At 65.0% G+C, this 15,099-nt stretch carries 18 protein-coding genes and 1 riboswitch; of the genes, 13 read left to right on the forward strand and 5 right to left on the reverse strand.

What is annotated here, in order from left to right:
* The coding region (gene ahcY, locus CRJ03_RS06760) for an adenosylhomocysteinase (protein WP_104018141.1) at window positions 1-1,286 on the forward strand (1,286 nt) is incomplete at its 5' end.
* A gap of 132 nt (window positions 1,287-1,418) precedes the next feature.
* Window positions 1,419-1,760, forward strand: coding sequence for a DUF2853 family protein (locus CRJ03_RS06765; RefSeq protein WP_104018142.1), 342 nt, complete (start codon window positions 1,419-1,421; stop codon window positions 1,758-1,760).
* Window positions 1,761-1,815: 55 nt separating this feature from the next.
* Here the strand turns inward: CRJ03_RS06765 and CRJ03_RS06770 are convergent, their stop codons facing one another.
* Window positions 1,816-2,292 carry a MarR family winged helix-turn-helix transcriptional regulator gene (locus tag CRJ03_RS06770; RefSeq protein WP_206018326.1) on the reverse strand — a complete coding sequence of 159 codons (477 nt, stop codon included), beginning with the start codon at window positions 2,290-2,292 and terminating at the stop codon, window positions 1,816-1,818.
* A gap of 265 nt (window positions 2,293-2,557) precedes the next feature.
* Here CRJ03_RS06770 and ectA point away from each other — a divergent pair, with 265 nt between their 5' ends.
* From ectA to CRJ03_RS06790, 4 genes are read left to right on the forward strand one after another with little or no spacing between them, the layout of a single operon-like run.
* Window positions 2,558-3,055: a diaminobutyrate acetyltransferase gene (ectA, locus tag CRJ03_RS06775; protein ID WP_240611588.1), complete on the forward strand. Its 498-nt coding sequence runs from the start codon at window positions 2,558-2,560 to the stop codon at window positions 3,053-3,055.
* A gap of 49 nt (window positions 3,056-3,104) precedes the next feature.
* Entirely contained in the window at window positions 3,105-4,397 is a 1,293-nt protein-coding gene (gene ectB / locus CRJ03_RS06780) for a diaminobutyrate--2-oxoglutarate transaminase (RefSeq protein WP_104018144.1), read from the forward strand.
* 5 nt (window positions 4,398-4,402) lie between these two features.
* Window positions 4,403-4,795 carry an ectoine synthase gene (locus CRJ03_RS06785; protein WP_104018145.1) on the forward strand — a complete coding sequence of 131 codons (393 nt, stop codon included), beginning with the start codon at window positions 4,403-4,405 and terminating at the stop codon, window positions 4,793-4,795.
* Window positions 4,796-4,830: 35 nt separating this feature from the next.
* A complete protein-coding gene (locus CRJ03_RS06790; RefSeq protein WP_104018146.1) occupies window positions 4,831-6,267 on the forward strand; it encodes an aspartate kinase in 1,437 nt (478 codons plus the stop codon).
* Window positions 6,268-6,476: 209 nt separating this feature from the next.
* Here the strand turns inward: CRJ03_RS06790 and CRJ03_RS06795 are convergent, their stop codons facing one another.
* On the reverse strand, window positions 6,477-7,187 hold the full coding sequence (locus CRJ03_RS06795) for a winged helix-turn-helix domain-containing protein (RefSeq protein WP_104018322.1): 711 nt from the start codon (window positions 7,185-7,187) through the stop codon (window positions 6,477-6,479).
* An 18-nt stretch (window positions 7,188-7,205) separates the two neighbouring features.
* On the reverse strand, window positions 7,206-7,439 hold the full coding sequence (locus tag CRJ03_RS06800; RefSeq protein ID WP_104018147.1) for a hypothetical protein: 234 nt from the start codon (window positions 7,437-7,439) through the stop codon (window positions 7,206-7,208).
* A 202-nt stretch (window positions 7,440-7,641) separates the two neighbouring features.
* On the opposite strand from CRJ03_RS06800, the gene CRJ03_RS06805 reads away from it, so the two are divergent.
* The 4 genes from CRJ03_RS06805 (at window position 7,642) to CRJ03_RS06820 (ending at window position 10,440) form a co-directional block, all read left to right on the forward strand.
* Window positions 7,642-7,995 carry a hypothetical protein gene (locus CRJ03_RS06805; protein ID WP_104018148.1) on the forward strand — a complete coding sequence of 118 codons (354 nt, stop codon included), beginning with the start codon at window positions 7,642-7,644 and terminating at the stop codon, window positions 7,993-7,995.
* A 54-nt stretch (window positions 7,996-8,049) separates the two neighbouring features.
* Entirely contained in the window at window positions 8,050-8,517 is a 468-nt protein-coding gene (locus CRJ03_RS06810; protein WP_104018149.1) for a hypothetical protein, read from the forward strand.
* Between the two features lie 85 nt (window positions 8,518-8,602).
* Window positions 8,603-9,223: a ribonuclease HII gene (gene rnhB, locus CRJ03_RS06815; RefSeq protein ID WP_104018150.1), complete on the forward strand. Its 621-nt coding sequence runs from the start codon at window positions 8,603-8,605 to the stop codon at window positions 9,221-9,223.
* 101 nt (window positions 9,224-9,324) lie between these two features.
* On the forward strand, window positions 9,325-10,440 hold the full coding sequence (locus CRJ03_RS06820) for a site-specific DNA-methyltransferase (protein ID WP_104018151.1): 1,116 nt from the start codon (window positions 9,325-9,327) through the stop codon (window positions 10,438-10,440).
* Between the two features lie 84 nt (window positions 10,441-10,524).
* On the opposite strand, the gene CRJ03_RS06825 is transcribed toward CRJ03_RS06820, so the two are convergent.
* A complete protein-coding gene (locus CRJ03_RS06825; protein WP_104018152.1) occupies window positions 10,525-11,496 on the reverse strand; it encodes a D-2-hydroxyacid dehydrogenase in 972 nt (323 codons plus the stop codon).
* The gene (locus CRJ03_RS06830; RefSeq protein WP_104018153.1) at window positions 11,493-12,860 is read right to left on the reverse strand and encodes an MmgE/PrpD family protein; all 1,368 of its coding nucleotides are present in this window, start codon (window positions 12,858-12,860) and stop codon (window positions 11,493-11,495) included. The genes CRJ03_RS06825 and CRJ03_RS06830 overlap by 4 nt, the downstream gene beginning before the upstream one ends.
* A gap of 129 nt (window positions 12,861-12,989) precedes the next feature.
* Window positions 12,990-13,094: riboswitch (TPP riboswitch) on the forward strand.
* A gap of 46 nt (window positions 13,095-13,140) precedes the next feature.
* Here CRJ03_RS06830 and thiD point away from each other — a divergent pair.
* The 3 genes from thiD to thiS are packed head-to-tail and all read left to right on the forward strand — an operon-like array spanning window position 13,141 to window position 15,099.
* Window positions 13,141-13,935, forward strand: coding sequence for a bifunctional hydroxymethylpyrimidine kinase/phosphomethylpyrimidine kinase (gene thiD / locus CRJ03_RS06835; protein ID WP_104018154.1), 795 nt, complete (start codon window positions 13,141-13,143; stop codon window positions 13,933-13,935).
* Complete coding sequence (locus CRJ03_RS06840; protein WP_104018155.1) at window positions 13,932-14,918, forward strand: FAD-dependent oxidoreductase; 987 nt, start codon at window positions 13,932-13,934, stop codon at window positions 14,916-14,918. The genes thiD and CRJ03_RS06840 overlap by 4 nt, the downstream gene beginning before the upstream one ends.
* Window positions 14,902-15,099 (forward strand): sulfur carrier protein ThiS, encoded by a 198-nt coding sequence (gene thiS, locus CRJ03_RS06845; RefSeq protein WP_104018156.1) that lies wholly within the window; start codon window positions 14,902-14,904, stop codon window positions 15,097-15,099. Before CRJ03_RS06840 ends, thiS begins: the two co-directional genes overlap by 17 nt.

A 15,099-nucleotide genomic window follows, 5' to 3' on the forward strand; every position in this document is an offset into this window, starting at 1 on the left:
ACGGCGAGGACAAGCCGCTCAAGGGCGCGCGGATCGCCGGCAGCCTGCACATGACCATTCAGACCGCCGTGCTGATCGAGACGCTGGTGGAGCTGGGCGCGAGCGTGCGCTGGGCGTCGTGCAACATCTTCTCCACCCAGGATCACGCCGCGGCGGCGATCGCCGAGGGCGGCACGCCGGTCTTTGCCATCAAGGGCGAAAGCCTCGAGGAATACTGGGATTACTGCGACCGGATCTTCCGGTTTCCCGAGGGTGGCGCCAACTTGATCCTCGACGATGGCGGCGATGCCACGCTCTATATCCTGATGGGGGCCCGCGTCGAGGAGGGCGAGACCGACCTGATCGAGACGCCCACCTCGGAAGAGGAAGAGGCGCTATTCGCGCAGATTCGCAAACGCATGGCCGAAAGCCCCGGCTGGTTCGTGAAGCAGCGCCACATGATCAAGGGTGTCTCGGAAGAGACCACCACCGGCGTGCACCGGCTCTACAAGATGATGGAGAAGGGGCACCTGCCGTTCCCGGCGATCAACGTCAATGACAGCGTCACCAAGTCGAAATTCGACAACAAGTATGGCTGCAAGGAAAGCCTCGTCGACGGCATCCGCCGTGCCACCGACACGATGATGGCGGGCAAGGTTGCCGTCGTCTGCGGCTATGGCGATGTCGGCAAGGGGTCTGCCGCGAGCCTGCGCGGGGCCGGCGCGCGGGTCAAGGTGACCGAGGTCGATCCGATCTGCGCGCTTCAGGCGGCGATGGACGGCTTCGAGGTGACGGTGCTGGAAGACGTGGTCGACAGCGCCGACATCTTCATCACCACCACCGGCAACAAGGACGTGATCCGCATCGAGCACATGCGCGCGATGAAGGACATGGCGATCGTCGGCAATATTGGCCATTTCGACAATGAAATTCAGGTGGCGACGCTCAAGAACCACAAGTGGACCAACATCAAGGACCAGGTGGACATGATCGAGATGCCCTCGGGCAACCGGATCATCCTGTTGTCGGAGGGGCGGCTTCTGAACCTCGGCAACGCCACCGGGCACCCGTCCTTCGTGATGTCGGCCTCGTTCACCAACCAGGTCCTGGCGCAGATCGAGCTTTGGACCAGGGGCGAGAATTACGGCAACGAGGTCTATGTCCTGCCCAAGCACCTCGATGAAAAGGTGGCGCGCCTGCACCTGGACCGCATCGGCGTCAAACTGACCGAACTGCGCCCCGACCAGGCGGAGTATATCGGCGTGACGCCGGAAGGGCCGTTCAAGCCCGAGCATTACCGGTATTGAGACGCGCCGCCAAGCGCGGAGAACTTTCCCTTTGTGCGCGCAAGATCAGCCGCTATCGTTCGCCAAGCGCCATTTTCGGGGCTTGGTGAAACGAGGTGCCGGTGCATCGGCCGGGTATTTGGGAGATTCTTGATGGGAAAACGTGACGATCTGATTGCACGCTATGCGGACGATCTGCGCAACAAGTGCGGAATGGAGCCCGACATGGACCTGCTCACCAAGGTGACAATCGGCTGCGGCCCGGCGATCTACGACGCCGATGCCGCGACAGTGGCGGCAGGGCAGCCCGGGGAGCTCGAAACCGTGAAGAACAATTTTCTCGTCAAGAAGCTGGGCCTCTCCGACACGCCTGCGCTGATGGACGCGATCAACCAGGTGCTGGAGACCTATGGTCGCTCCGAGCGCAACAAGTATCGCGCCGTGGTCTACTACATGCTGACCAGGCATTTCGGCAGGGAATCGGTCTACGGCTGACCGGCTGTCATTTCGCGACAACGCCCGCCCTCGTGGCGGGCGTTTGCGTTTCGGCTCAGGACGCGCTGCGCAGGTCGCCGGTGTCGAGCACCGGCGAGGCGTCGATGTCATCGGCGTCGAGCATCGCCGCCACCCGTTCGAGCGACGCGACAAGCTGCGCCTGTTCCCAGTCCTCCAGCGTTTCGAACTTGCGCACGTAGCGTTGTTGCAGCGCGTCAGGCGCGAGGTTGATCGTGTCGTGCCCGCGCTCGGTGATGAGGATGTTGATCTGCCGCCGATCGGCCTGTGATTTCTCGCGGGTGACCATGCCGTGCTTGACCAGCTTGTCGACCAGCGAGGTAACGGTTGCCTGGCTCACGCGCATCCGCCGGGCGATTTCGGTCGCGGTGCTGTGGCCGCGCTCGGCCACGATCTGGAGCACGCGGAACTGCACGGCGGTGAGTCCGGCGGCATTGGCCAGCTTGCGCCCATAAATCTCGGTGGCGCGCAGGATGCGCCGGAGCGCGATGAGGCTCTGATCGGTGCGATCCATGCGGTCTCTCCCGTTGATGGACGCGATGGTTGCAAAGCTGTCACTCAATTGCAAATTCTTCCCTCCTTCATCTTTCTCGCCTAGTTAGTCAAAGAAAACTAATCGTTTCTTCTCGAATTCCTTGGCTTTATCGGCGACTTCAATTGAAAATTAACTATTTTACGGATCAAGGTTGATTTCATAGGCTAAGTATTATAGTTAGTCAATCGAAACAACAGAGGGCCAATGATCCATGCGCCATGCAAGGGAAATTTTCGGGAAAGCCATGCCGTCGCTGCGCAAGCCCGCAGCCGAGGACGGGGCCGATATCTGGAGGCTCGTTCGCGCCTGCAAGCCGCTCGACGAGAATTCCATGTATTGCAACCTCGTGCAGTGCGATCATTTCCGCGACACCTGCATCGTCGCAGAGATGGATGGCGAGATCGTGGGCTGGGTCTCGGGCTACAAGCTGCCCCATGACCCCGAGACGCTGTTCGTCTGGCAGGTCGCCGTGTCGGAAACGGCGCGCGGTACGGGCCTTGGCACGCTGATGCTGCGTGGCCTGCTGTCACGCGACATCTGCAAGGGCGTGACCCGCGTGCAGACCACGATCACCCGCGACAACGCCGCAAGCTGGGCGCTGTTCCGCAAGTTCACCGAGATGAGCGATGCCGCGCTGTCGAGCGCGCCCTACTTCTCGAAGGACGATCATTTCGACGAGCTTCACGACACCGAGTACATGGTGACGATCTCTCTCAAGGCGCGGATGAAGAAGGCGGCCTGAAACCGGCCGCCGCCCGCGCCCCATACCCAATCACATGAAGGAACACGTTATGCCGACTGACAAGTCAGCCGATCTCGAAATCTATGCGCGCCGTGAATCGCAGGCGCGCAGCTATTGCCGCAGCTTCCCCACGTCCTTTGTCAAGGCGCAGGGGTCCGAGCTGACGGATGCGACGGGTCGCACCTATATCGACTTTCTCGCCGGGTGTTCGTCGCTCAACTACGGGCACAACGACCCCGACATGAAGGCGGCGCTGATCGAGCATATCACCGCCGACGGGATCACCCACGGCCTTGACATGCACAGCGGGGCCAAGGCCGATTTCCTGGGTGCGTTCGAGGAGATCATCCTCAAGCCTCGCGACATGGACTACAAGGTGATGATGACCGGCCCCACCGGTACCAATGCCGTCGAGGCGGCGATGAAGCTGGCGCGCAAGATCACCGGTCGCCGCAACATCATCGCGTTCACCAACGGGTTCCACGGTATGACCATGGGCGCGCTGGCAGCGACCGGCAATGCCGGCAAGCGTGCCGGTGCCGGGCCTGTCTCGCTCCATGATGTCACGCACATGCCCTACGAGGGCGCGTTCGGCGATGGCATGGACAGCCTGAAGATCATCGAGGAGATGCTCGGCAATCCGTCGAGCGGCGTCGATGCGCCCGCTGCATTCATCATCGAGCCGGTGCAGGGCGAAGGCGGGCTCAACGCCGCCTCCACCGCCTTCATGCAGGGGGTGGCAAAGCTTGCGAAAGAGCATGGCGCGCTGTTCATTGTCGATGACATTCAGGCGGGCTGCGGCCGCACGGGGACGTTCTTCAGCTTCGAGGAGATGGGGATCGAGCCCGATCTCATCCCGATGGCCAAGAGCTTTTCGGGGATGGGCCTGCCCTTCGCCGCGCTGCTCATCAAGCCCGAGCACGATGTCTGGGGCCCGGCCGAGCATAACGGCACCTTCCGCGGCAACAACCATGCCTTTGTCACCGCGCGCGTGGCGCTGGAGAAATTCTGGAAGGACGACACGTTCCAGAAGGAGATCACCGCCAAGGCCGAGATGCTGCGCGACGCGCTCACCCGCATCGCAGACGGCATTCCCGGTTCCCGCCTCAAGGGGCGCGGCATGATGCAGGGCGTCGATGTCGGAAATGGCGATCTCGCGGGCGAGATTTGCGCGCGTGCCTTTGAAAAAGGTCTCATCATCGAGACATCGGGCGCGCATGATGAGGTGGTCAAGGTGCTTGCGCCGCTCACCACGCCCGAGGACACCTTTGCCCGCGGCCTCGACATCCTCGTCGAGGCCGTGCAGGACGTGACCGAGACACAGAAGATCGCAGCGGAGTGACAAACATGATCGTGAGAGATTTCAACAAGATCGTCGAGGAAGAGCGCGACCGCGTCGTCTCGGACGCGCAATGGTCGAGCGTGCGGATGCTCTTGGCCGATGACGGGATGGGGTTTTCGTTCCACATCACCTTCCTCGAGCCAGGGTCCGAGCACACGTTCGAGTACAAGAACCATTTCGAGAGCGTCTACTGCGTGCAGGGCAAGGGCTCGATCACCGATCTGGCCACCGGCGAGACGCACGAGATCAAGCCCGGCGTGATGTATGCGCTCGACAAGCACGATCGCCACATCCTGCGCGCCGAGGAAGAGCTTGTCATGGCCTGCTGCTTCAACCCGCCGGTGACCGGCAAGGAAGTCCATCAGGAAGACGGCTCCTACGCGCTGGAAGACAGCTGAGAAAGGTCTGGGGCCGCGCGCCCCGGAAAGAGAATATGAATTTTCCACAGCACACCGTCGAGAAGATCGGCGGCACATCCATGAGCCGCGTGGCCGAGTTGCTGGACACGCTATTCATCGGGAACCGCGAGGGCGCATCGCTCTATCACCGGGTCTTCGTGGTTTCGGCCTTTGGCGGGATCACCAACAAGCTGCTGGAGCACAAGAAATCCGGCACGCCCGGTGTCTATGCGCGGTTTGCGAATGACGATGACGATCACGGCTGGCTCGACGCGCTGACCGAGGTGGGCCATGCCATGCGCGAGGCGCATACCGAGATTCTCGAGCACCCTGGCGATCGCACCATGGCCGACGAGTTCGTGCGCGAGCGGATCGAGGGCGCGCGCTCGTGCCTGTTCGACCTTCAGCGGCTGTGTTCCTACGGGCATTTCCGGCTGGCCGATCACATGCTGGTCATCCGCGAATTGCTCTCGGGGCTGGGCGAGGCGCATTCCGCCTTCGTCACCACGCTGCTGTTGCAGCGCGCGGGCGTCAATGCGCGGTTCATCGACCTCAGCGGCTGGCGCGACGAGGCCGAGCACACCCTGTCTGAGCGCATCGCGCAGGGGCTGGGCGATGTGGATCTTGCCACCGAGCTGCCCATCGTCACCGGCTATGCGCAATGCACCGAGGGGCTGATGCGCGAATTCGACCGCGGCTATTCCGAGGTGACATTCGCCCGCATCGCCGCCTGGACGGGCGCATCCGAGGCGATCATCCACAAGGAATTCCATCTGTCCTCCGCCGATCCGAACCTCGTGGGCGAGGGTGCCGTGCGCAAGCTGGGGCACACCAATTACGACGTGGCCGATCAGCTCTCGAATCTCGGGATGGAGGCGATCCACCCCAAGGCAGCCAAGACCCTGCGCCAGGCCGAGGTACCGCTGCGCGTGACCAACGCCTTCGACCCCGGCGATCCCGGCACGCTGATCGACGATCAGCCAGCCGACGAGGCGAATGTCGAGATCGTGACCGGGCTCAAGGTCGTGGCGCTGGAGCTGTTCGAGCAGGACATGGTGGGCGTAAAGGGCTATGACGCGGCCATTCTCGACGCGCTCAAGCGGCACAATGTCTGGATCGTGTCCAAGACCTCCAACGCCAACACGATCACCCACTATGTGCACGCCTCGCTCAAGACGGTGCGGCGCGTGGCGCGCGATCTCGAAGAGGTGTTCCCCTCGGCCAAGGTCTCGGCGCGCACGCTGTCGGTGGTGTCACCCATCGGTCGCAACCTTCAAGGGCTCAAGGTCCTGAGCCGCGGGTTGTCGGCGCTGGAGGAAGCGGGCATCGAAGTGATCGCCGCGCACCAGACCCCGCGCGGCGTGGACGTGCAATTCGTTCTCGGCTCCAGGGACATGGAACCGGCGATCACCGCGTTGCACCGGGTGCTGATCGAGGGCGCGGTGGCGCAATTCCCTAAAAAGGCCGCCTGAGCGCGGCAACCCATCAATTTGAAACGAATGCGCGGCACTCCGGGTTTGGAGGGGCCGCGCGTTTGCGGTAAGGTCATCTTGTCAGGGCCAGGATGGCCGGGACCTTCCAAAGAGTTACACGTGTGGTGCGTAGGGAGCACGTGGGGTAGCGGGGGGTGTCGGCCAAAGGGGTAGGCGTCCCCCGTTTGGGTTGCGCCGCCGGGGGCTCGTCACTGCACCCGGATCACCGACTTGTCCACCAGCAGCACATAGCCGCGCCGCGCGATGTTCTTGACCAGCATCTCGCTCACAAGCTGATTGCCGAGCGCGTCGCGCAGCCGCTTGATCCGCGTGGCACCGGCGGCCTCTTCGCAGTCCTCGGGCCGCCGCCCCGAGATCATCGCCTCGATTTCGGCCCCGCTGAGCACATCGCCGTCGAGCCGCGCCTCGGCCAGAATGCTCAGCGTCTCGAGCGCGGCGTCGGTCAACTTGAAGCCCATGTCGTTGAGATAGACGGTCCGCTCGTCGCGGCTGATAAGCAGCGACGAGACCTGTATGCCCGTCCGCTCGATCTGTGCCATGCGGCGGTTGAGCGTGACCAGCATCACCAGGAACACCAGCGACGCCACCAGCAGCGCCGTGGAAAACACCAGCAACACAAAGATCACCATCCGGTAACTGACAAGTGTCTCGGAAAAGGCCGTGCCCGATAGCGCGAGGATCTCCAGCAGCTTGATCTCGCCCTCGCCGGTCAGCGCGTCATTCTCGACGAAGATGCGCTCGACCCGCGCGTTGAACGCGTTGGCGTCGGGCAGGCTGAGAAACAGGAACACGGCGGCAAGCGTCAGGATCGCGACAATGACAATCACGCCGATCACCACGACGCGGGTGGCCGACCGACGCATGTCTGCGGCGGATGTGCCCTGTCCGCGCGGCGTCATCATGCTCGCATGGTCACGTTATTTTTCCTTTTTCGACATGACCTTGAGCAAGGTCAGACCCTGTTTCGCCAGTTGCGCCCTCAGCGCCGCCTCGGCTGCCGGACAGGGTGCGTTGACCGTGGTTACGTCATAGAAAAGCTCGAACGGGTTTTCCCGCTTGGCCTTGTACTCGATCTGGCAGGCCGCCACCGCCGCCTCTGCAACGAGCGTGAAAGCGAGGGCCGGAGCGAGGGTGTGAATGATCCGTGTCATGGAGCCAAGATGCGCCAGCGCACACGGCTATTCAATATCCCGTGACGCGAAATGACCCTGAAAACGCGCGTTATCGGATATCATGGGGGCGATATTGTCTGTCCCTCGGGACCGGGCACATCCTTCGGGGCACGACCTGCGGTCATGGCGGTCTGACACACCTCTCGCACCGCGCTGCCACGTAAACCTGAAAGGAGACACCATGTTTCGCAAGCTTCTCGTTCTCGCCTTCGGCATGGCCCTTGGTGTTGGCGGCGCGCAGGCGGCCACCGCCACCCCGGCCTTGCAGGGCGCCCCGGCCATCGGTGCAGAGGTGATGCTCGTCGGCCACCGCGCCCACCGCGGCCATGATGCCCGCGGATACTGGCGCGGCTATCGAGACGCGCGGCCCCGCTATCGCGGGCGCGGCTACCAACGCCCCCGGCATGGATACTACCGGGCTTATCGGCACGGCTATCGCGGACGGTATCCGGTCTTTGGCCAACATGACAGCTATCGGCGCGGTCACGGATACGACGCGCGGCAGAACTACCTGCGCGACCGCTACGGCAAGTGACGGCTCCCGGGGCGCCCCGACAACTCGGTCCAAGTTAGGGAAAGGATCAAACCCATGTTCACCAAGTTCACTGCAACCCTCATGGCCGGCGCGCTAGCGCTCGCCTCTGCGGCCACCCCGACGGAGGTGCGCGCCGGGAACGACACCGGCAAGATTGTCGCGGGCATCGCCGTCGGTGCGATCATCGGTGCGGCTATCGCCAGCAACAACAAGAAGCGGAGAAACAACGACGGCTATGTCTCGCGTCGGAGCCACGACACCTATGGGCGTGTGCAGAACCGGGGCCGTCACCGCGGATACGACCGCGGATACAAGCGCCATGATGGCTACGGCCAACGGCGCGTCAACCTGCCCGGCGCTTGCCGCGTCCAAAACGGCCACCGGTCTGGCTATTCCGGGCGCTGCCTGAGCGGCTACAACTACGGCTATGCCGCGCTGCCCTCGGCCTGTGCCGTCCGTGTGGGCGGGCGTCACGGGACGATCTATCGCGACCGGTGCCTCAATCGGTACGGATACCACTGAACCGCAGGCCATCGAGCAGGCACGCGGGGAGGGGCCATTGAGCCCCTCCCTTTGCATTCGTGGGAGGCCCGTGCCATCAGGGCGCATGACAGGCCCCGATTTCACGTACGAGAGCGCCGCGCGCGCCCTCGGTCATGCCCGCATCGCCGGGGTGGACGAGGTTGGGCGCGGCCCGCTCGCCGGGCCGGTGACAGCGGCGGCGGTAATCCTCGATCCGGGGGCCATCCCGGAGGGGCTGAACGATTCCAAGAAGCTGAGTGCGGCGCGCCGCGAGGCGCTGACCGAGGCGATCCTCGCCTCGGCGCAGGTGTCGATTGCCCACGCTACCGTCGCCGAGATCGACGAGATCAACATCCTGCGCGCCGCGCATCTCGCGATGGAGCGGGCGGTCGCCGCGCTCGATCCTTCCCCCGACATGGCGCTTATCGACGGCAACATGCTGCCGCACGGCCTGGCGCTCCCGGCGCGGGCCATCGTGAGGGGCGATGCCGTCTCGCTGTCGATCGCGGCCGCGTCGATCGTGGCAAAAACCTGCCGTGATCGTCTCATGCGGGATTTGGCGCAACAGTTTCCCGGCTATGGATGGGAGCGCAACGCCGGCTATCCGTCAAAGGCGCATCGCGCCGCGCTCCTAAATCTCGGGGTCACCCCTCACCATAGGCGTTCTTTCAAACCGGTGCACAATATCTTGTATCAAGAAAAATAACTAACCCCCTGATTCAAAAAAGAAATTGACCGCGAATCGGCTTTGACTCATTCTTTTGCCAATGAGCAGAGCGCCAAAGGCGCCGGGAACAGAGGCAGAAAATGACAACCAAGACCAAGACCGGGCGCCCCGCCGCGCTCCCTCTCAACACGATTCTTGCCGGGGATTGTATCGAGGTGATGAATGGCCTGCCCGAGGCCAGCATCGACCTGATCTTTGCCGACCCGCCCTATAACCTGCAACTGCGCGGCGATCTCCACCGTCCCGACAACAGCCAGGTCGATGCGGTGGACGACGCGTGGGACAGCTTTGCCAGCTTCGCCGCCTATGACCGCTTCACGCAGCAATGGCTGGCGGCGGCGCGGCGCATCCTCAAGCCCAACGGCGCGATCTGGGTGATCGGCTCGTATCACAACATCTTTCGCGTCGGCGCCGCGTTGCAGGATGCGGGCTTCTGGATCCTCAACGACGTGGTGTGGCGCAAGTCCAACCCGATGCCGAATTTCCGCGGCAAGCGGCTGACCAACGCGCACGAGACGATGATCTGGGCCAGCCGCGAGGAGGGCGCGAAATACACCTTCAATTACGAGGCGCTGAAATCGCTCAATGACGGTATCCAGATGCGCTCTGACTGGGTGCTGCCCCTCTGCACCGGGCATGAGCGGCTCAAGGACGAGAACGGAGACAAGGCGCACCCCACGCAAAAGCCCGAGAGCTTGCTGCACCGCGTGCTCGTCGGCACCACCAGCCCCGGCGACGTGGTGCTCGACCCGTTCTTCGGCACCGGCACGACCGGGGCGGTGGCCCGGATGCTGGGCCGCGATTACATCGGGATCGAGCGCGAAGAGAGCTATCGCCGCGTGGCCGAGAAACGGCTCGCCAATATCCGCAAGTACGACCGTGACGCGCTCCAGGTTTCCACGTCCAAGCGCGCCGAGCCGCGCGTGCCCTTTGGCCAGCTTGTCGAGAGGGGGATGCTGCGCCCCGGCGAGGTCCTGACCTCGATGAACGGCAAATCCGCCGCCAAGGTGCGCGCCGACGGCACGCTGGTGGCCGACGGGATCAACGGCTCGATCCACAAGGTGGGCGCGCATCTCGAGGGCGCGCCGTCCTGCAACGGCTGGACCTACTGGTGTTTTCGCCGCGAGGGCAAGACCGTGCCCATCGACGTGCTGCGCCAGCAGATCCGCGCCGAGATGGCCGACCGCCCGAACTGACACCCATACCGCCGGTGCCCGGGGCCTGACTTGGCCGGGCGCCCTTGCCTTGCCCCGCCCCTCGTGGCGGGGCGTTTTTCGGTCTCAATAGCCGCGTTCCGGATCGACGACGTTGAAAAGCGGCTCGCCCCGCCGCCAGTGCCCGAGATTGTCAAGAAACAGCTCGAAGGACCGCATCGCCCAGCCCTCCCAGACCGCCGAGCAATGCGGTGACAGGATCACCCGGTCCAGACCCCAGAGCGGGTGATCGCCGGGCAGCGGCTCGGTCTCGAACACGTCAAGCGCGGCGCCGCGCAGATGCCCTGCGCGCATGGTATTCACGAGCGCCGCCCCGTCGAGCACGCCGCCGCGCGACACGTCCACGAGGATCGCATCCGGCTTCATCGCCATCAGCGACCGCGCGTTCACAAGGCCCCGCGTCCCGGGCACAAGCGGCACCGACAGCACCACGATATCCGCTTTGCCCCACAGATCGGGCAACGCATCGGCGGGATGTACCTCGTCCACGTTCTCCATCGGTTTCGGTCGGGCACGGGTGCCAATCACGTTGAGACCGAACGCCTTGGCCCGCGCCGCCACCGCCTGACCGGTATGGCCCAGCCCCACGATCAGGAGGGTCTTGCCCTGAAGCGGCGTCATCAGCCGCGTGCTGTCCCAGTGCCGCGCTGTGCGGTCGGCGGCCATCCCGTCGATGTCGAGCGTGAAATGCAGCACCGACCCGAATACGTATTCGGCGATCATCGGCGCGGCGACCCCGGCGGCGTTGCTGACCGTCACGGTGCCCGTGTCCCACGGCGTCAGATGATCCACCCCGGCCCCGCCCACGGCGATCCAGCGCGGCCCGCGCGGGCCGAGCAGCGCCTCGCGCGGATAACCCCCGCGCCCGTGGAAGGCGACGGAATAGGCGATATCGGGTCGGAACTCCGCCAGCACCCGATCAAGGTCCTCATAGCCATCATGTCCGCGCGCCTCGATCTCCGGGGCGACCTCGGCCAGCCGCGCCAGCATCGGGGCGGGGTCGCTGGTGTGGACGAGGATACGGGGGGCGTCGGTCATGGCCTGTCCGGTTCGGGGTATACGAGCCCGGCAAGCTGCGAGAATTTGGCACCATGGTCAAGCAGCCGCTCGTGCATTTCCCATAGAGCGCCGATCCGCGCCTCCGAGAGCGCGCCCCCGGCCATCACCGACAGCTTGGCGCGGATATCGGCCTCGGGCATCGGTGCCTCCGGCCCGCCGCGCGCGTTGCAATCGCCCGAACGGACTACGCGCCCGTCGCGCAGCCGCACGGTCACGTCAGACCAGCGCCCCTCGGGAAAGCGCGCGGAATGGCGCGGCTCCTCGCGCACGGTGATCCCGGCGTGCATTTCCGCCACGCGCGGATCGCGTAACGCGGCCCCGGTTATTTCCGTCGGGCCGAGTCGGCCATGCACGAGGTAGGCCGCCAGCGCGAAGCCCAGCGAATACTGTGCCTCGCTCGTTGTCTCCGGCATCCCGGGAAAGAGGGCCGCGGATTGCGCGAAGGTGGCGACCTCCAGTGCCTCGATCTCCTCCGGTCTGACGCCCTCCTCCTCGACCAGCATCCGCAGGCATTCCAGCGCGCCATGCGCCCAGCGGCAGATCGGGTAGGGCTTGATATAATTGCGCATCACCGTCCAGTCGTGGCCCAGATCGGCCCAGACAGGCGCCACATTCGCCCCCTCCACGGTGATCGCGGGCCCGCCGGTAAAGCCACGTTCGGCCTGTAACAGGGACGAAACTCCGACAAGGGCCCCCATGCCAGAGCCGTCATGCAGCATCGTCGGGTTGGCGATCTCGCGCATCATCTGGCTACGCGGTCCGTGATACTCGGCGATGCCGAGCGCGTGGCGCAGCACATCCGCCGTATCGCCCCGCAGATGCGCCCCCAGCGCCGCCACGCCCAGCGCGTTCCACGCGCCGGAGGTGTGATAATCGCTCACCGTGGCATGCAGTGCGACGGCGGCGCGCGCGGCCACCTCGTAGCCCATCGCCAGCGCGGTGAGCGCCTGCCGCCCGGTCAGTCCGGGGCGCGCTTCGGCAAAGGCGAAAAGCGCGGGCACCAGGGCGCAGCCGATATGCCCCTTGGTGGCATTCAGCCCGTCATGCGCATCCAGATTGTCGAGCTGCGTGGCCAGCGCCCAGGCTGCCCCCGGCATGGCACAGCGCCGCCCGTCAAAGAGGAGGGTGGCGCGGTGATCCTCGCGCGCGGCCCCGTGGAAATCGTAGACGAAATCCCGCGCGATGCGGCCTGCGTCGAGCGACGCCGCCCCCGCGGCCACTCCCAGCGTGTCGATGAGCAGCACCGCTGTTCGTGCCAGCACCTCCTCGGGGACGGGCAACGCCGCATTCAGCGCGAAGCGCGCGATGGGCGCGAATTGGTCGATATTGGCGGCATAGGACATGGGCGCATCTCCGAGGGATTGGCCATGCCCCATCCTGACCCCGGGAGCCGGCGGCGTGCGGCCGGTTTGCGACATATCCTGTCCCGCTTTCCCCCCTTGCGAGCGTCCGGCGCCACTGTTACCTCTTGGGTAGCTCCGTTGGGGTGCCCGGGATGCACGGGCTGAGAGGCGATGCGCCAACCCATCGAACCTGATCCGGATGATACCGGCGTAGGGAACGGATATAAGCAAGCCCGAGCGCGCCCTGCATCCGTTCTCCGAAAACTTGAGGGAGACGCGCATGGCGGCGACCGCATTGACAATCGCAGGCTCCGACAGCGGTGGCGGCGCGGGGATCCAGGCCGATCTCAAGACGTTCTCGGCGCTGGGCGTGTATGGCGCGAGCGTGATCACCGCCGTGACCGCGCAGAACACCTGTGCCGTGACCGATGTGCACCCGGTGCCCAACGGGACTGTGGCCGCTCAGATTGCGGCTGTTTTGGGCGATATCAGGATCGATTGCATCAAGATCGGGATGCTCGGCGATGTCGGGCTGATCGAGACGGTCGCCGAGGCGCTAGCGGGCTATGACGGCCCGATTGTGCTCGACCCGGTGATGGTCGCCAAGTCCGGGGCGCGGCTCCTGCCCGAGGCGGCGCGCACGGCGCTGATCGCGCATCTGCTGCCGCGCGCTGATTTGCTGACACCCAACCTGCCCGAGGCGGCGGCGCTGTTGGGCAGTGCCGAGGCCATGAGCGATGCAGACATGCAGGCGCAGGGCACACGGTTATGCGGGATGGGCGCGGGTGCGGTGCTGATGAAGGGCGGTCATGGGCAGGGAGAGACCTGCACCGACTGGCTGATCACCGATGAGGTGACGCGCCTCGACGCGCCCCGCATCAACACGCGCAACACCCACGGCACCGGGTGCACCCTCTCTTCGGCCATCGCGGCGGGGCTGGCGCAGGGGCTGACCCTGCGCGAGGCGGTCGCGCGGGCGCATGGCTGGCTGCATCGGGCGATCCTTGCTGCCGACGGGCTAGAGATCGGGCAGGGGCATGGCCCGGTACATCATTTTCACGAGGTCTGGACATGACCGACGCAATCACCATTCGCGGTGCGGGGATCGTGGGGCTCTGTGTGGCCACTGAACTCATGGCGCGGGGCGTCCACGTTACCCTTCGCGATCCCGCACCGGAACCCGGCGCACATGGCTGCTCGTGGTGGGCGGGTGGCATGCTTGCGCCCTTCTGCGAGGGGATGACGGCGGAAGAGCCGGTGGTCCGCCTTGGCCAACAGGTCGCCGACTGGTGGGAAGCGCAGGGTGTCGAGGTAATCCGGCGCGGCTCACTCGTTGTCACGCTGCAGCGCGACCGGCGCGAGTTGGATCAGTTCGCGCGGCGCACCACCGGGCATCGGCTGGTGAGCGGTGAGGAGTTAGCTGCGTTAGAGCCGCATCTGGCCGACCGCCACGACCGCGCGCTCTATTTTCAGGACGAGGCGCATATCGACCCGCGGGCCGCGCTCATGCACCTTCGCAAACGGCTGCAAGAGGCGGGCGCGCGCTTTGAGCAAGACGCCGCCGCCCCCGATGGCCCGGTGATCGACTGTCGTGGCCTCGCGGCGCAGGACAGCCTGTCTGATCTGCGCGGCGTCAAGGGAGAGATGGTGGTGCTGCGCTCGGCGGATGTGACCCTGAATCGGCCCATACGCCTGCTGCATCCGCGCTTTCCGCTCTACATCGTGCCGCGCGGCGATGGCGTGTTCATGCTGGGCGCGACGCAGATCGAGAGCGAGGAGCGCTGGCGCGCCTCGGCGCGCTCGGTGATGGAATTGCTCTCGGCCGCCTACGCCCTGCACCCCGCCTTCGGCGAGGCCGAGGTGATGGAGATCGGGGCCGACGCGCGCCCCGCCTTTCCCGACAACCTGCCGCGCATCACGGCCAAGGGCGAGACGATCCACGTCAACGGCCTTTTCCGGCACGGCTTTCTTCTGTCGCCCGCGGTGGCACGGATGACCGCCGGGCTGGTGATGCGCGAAAATCAGAGACCGGAGTTTTACCATGAAGATCACGGTTAATGGCACCAAGCAGGAGAGCGCGGCCACCACCCTCGACGCGCTGCTGGATGAGCTGGGCTATGGCGCGGCCAAGGTGGCGACCGCGGTGAACCAGAGCTTCGTCCCGGCAGCGATGAGGCCGGAACACAGACTAGCTGATGGCGATCAGATCGAGATCGTCGCGCCACGGCAAGGGGGCTGA

It is taken from the genome of Roseovarius nitratireducens, from assembly GCF_002925845.1.
Classification (GTDB): Bacteria; Pseudomonadota; Alphaproteobacteria; order Rhodobacterales; family Rhodobacteraceae; genus Roseovarius; species Roseovarius nitratireducens.

Excerpts from the sequence above, each read along its gene's own strand:
- CRJ03_RS06765 (WP_104018142.1), top strand. The coding sequence starts at position 1,419 with ATGGGAAAACGTGACGATCTGATTGCACGCTATGCGGACGATCTGCGC.
- CRJ03_RS06770 (WP_206018326.1), bottom strand. The coding sequence starts at position 2,292 with ATGGATCGCACCGATCAGAGCCTCATCGCGCTCCGGCGCATCCTGCGC.
- ectA (WP_240611588.1), top strand. The coding sequence starts at position 2,558 with ATGCCGTCGCTGCGCAAGCCCGCAGCCGAGGACGGGGCCGATATCTGG.
- ectB (WP_104018144.1), top strand. The coding sequence starts at position 3,105 with ATGCCGACTGACAAGTCAGCCGATCTCGAAATCTATGCGCGCCGTGAA.
- CRJ03_RS06785 (WP_104018145.1), top strand. The coding sequence starts at position 4,403 with ATGATCGTGAGAGATTTCAACAAGATCGTCGAGGAAGAGCGCGACCGC.
- CRJ03_RS06790 (WP_104018146.1), top strand. The coding sequence starts at position 4,831 with ATGAATTTTCCACAGCACACCGTCGAGAAGATCGGCGGCACATCCATG.
- CRJ03_RS06795 (WP_104018322.1), bottom strand. The coding sequence starts at position 7,187 with ATGACGCCGCGCGGACAGGGCACATCCGCCGCAGACATGCGTCGGTCG.
- CRJ03_RS06800 (WP_104018147.1), bottom strand. The coding sequence starts at position 7,439 with ATGACACGGATCATTCACACCCTCGCTCCGGCCCTCGCTTTCACGCTC.
- CRJ03_RS06805 (WP_104018148.1), top strand. The coding sequence starts at position 7,642 with ATGTTTCGCAAGCTTCTCGTTCTCGCCTTCGGCATGGCCCTTGGTGTT.
- CRJ03_RS06810 (WP_104018149.1), top strand. The coding sequence starts at position 8,050 with ATGTTCACCAAGTTCACTGCAACCCTCATGGCCGGCGCGCTAGCGCTC.
- rnhB (WP_104018150.1), top strand. The coding sequence starts at position 8,603 with ATGACAGGCCCCGATTTCACGTACGAGAGCGCCGCGCGCGCCCTCGGT.
- CRJ03_RS06820 (WP_104018151.1), top strand. The coding sequence starts at position 9,325 with ATGACAACCAAGACCAAGACCGGGCGCCCCGCCGCGCTCCCTCTCAAC.
- CRJ03_RS06825 (WP_104018152.1), bottom strand. The coding sequence starts at position 11,496 with ATGACCGACGCCCCCCGTATCCTCGTCCACACCAGCGACCCCGCCCCG.
- CRJ03_RS06830 (WP_104018153.1), bottom strand. The coding sequence starts at position 12,860 with ATGTCCTATGCCGCCAATATCGACCAATTCGCGCCCATCGCGCGCTTC.
- thiD (WP_104018154.1), top strand. The coding sequence starts at position 13,141 with ATGGCGGCGACCGCATTGACAATCGCAGGCTCCGACAGCGGTGGCGGC.
- CRJ03_RS06840 (WP_104018155.1), top strand. The coding sequence starts at position 13,932 with ATGACCGACGCAATCACCATTCGCGGTGCGGGGATCGTGGGGCTCTGT.
- thiS (WP_104018156.1), top strand. The coding sequence starts at position 14,902 with ATGAAGATCACGGTTAATGGCACCAAGCAGGAGAGCGCGGCCACCACC.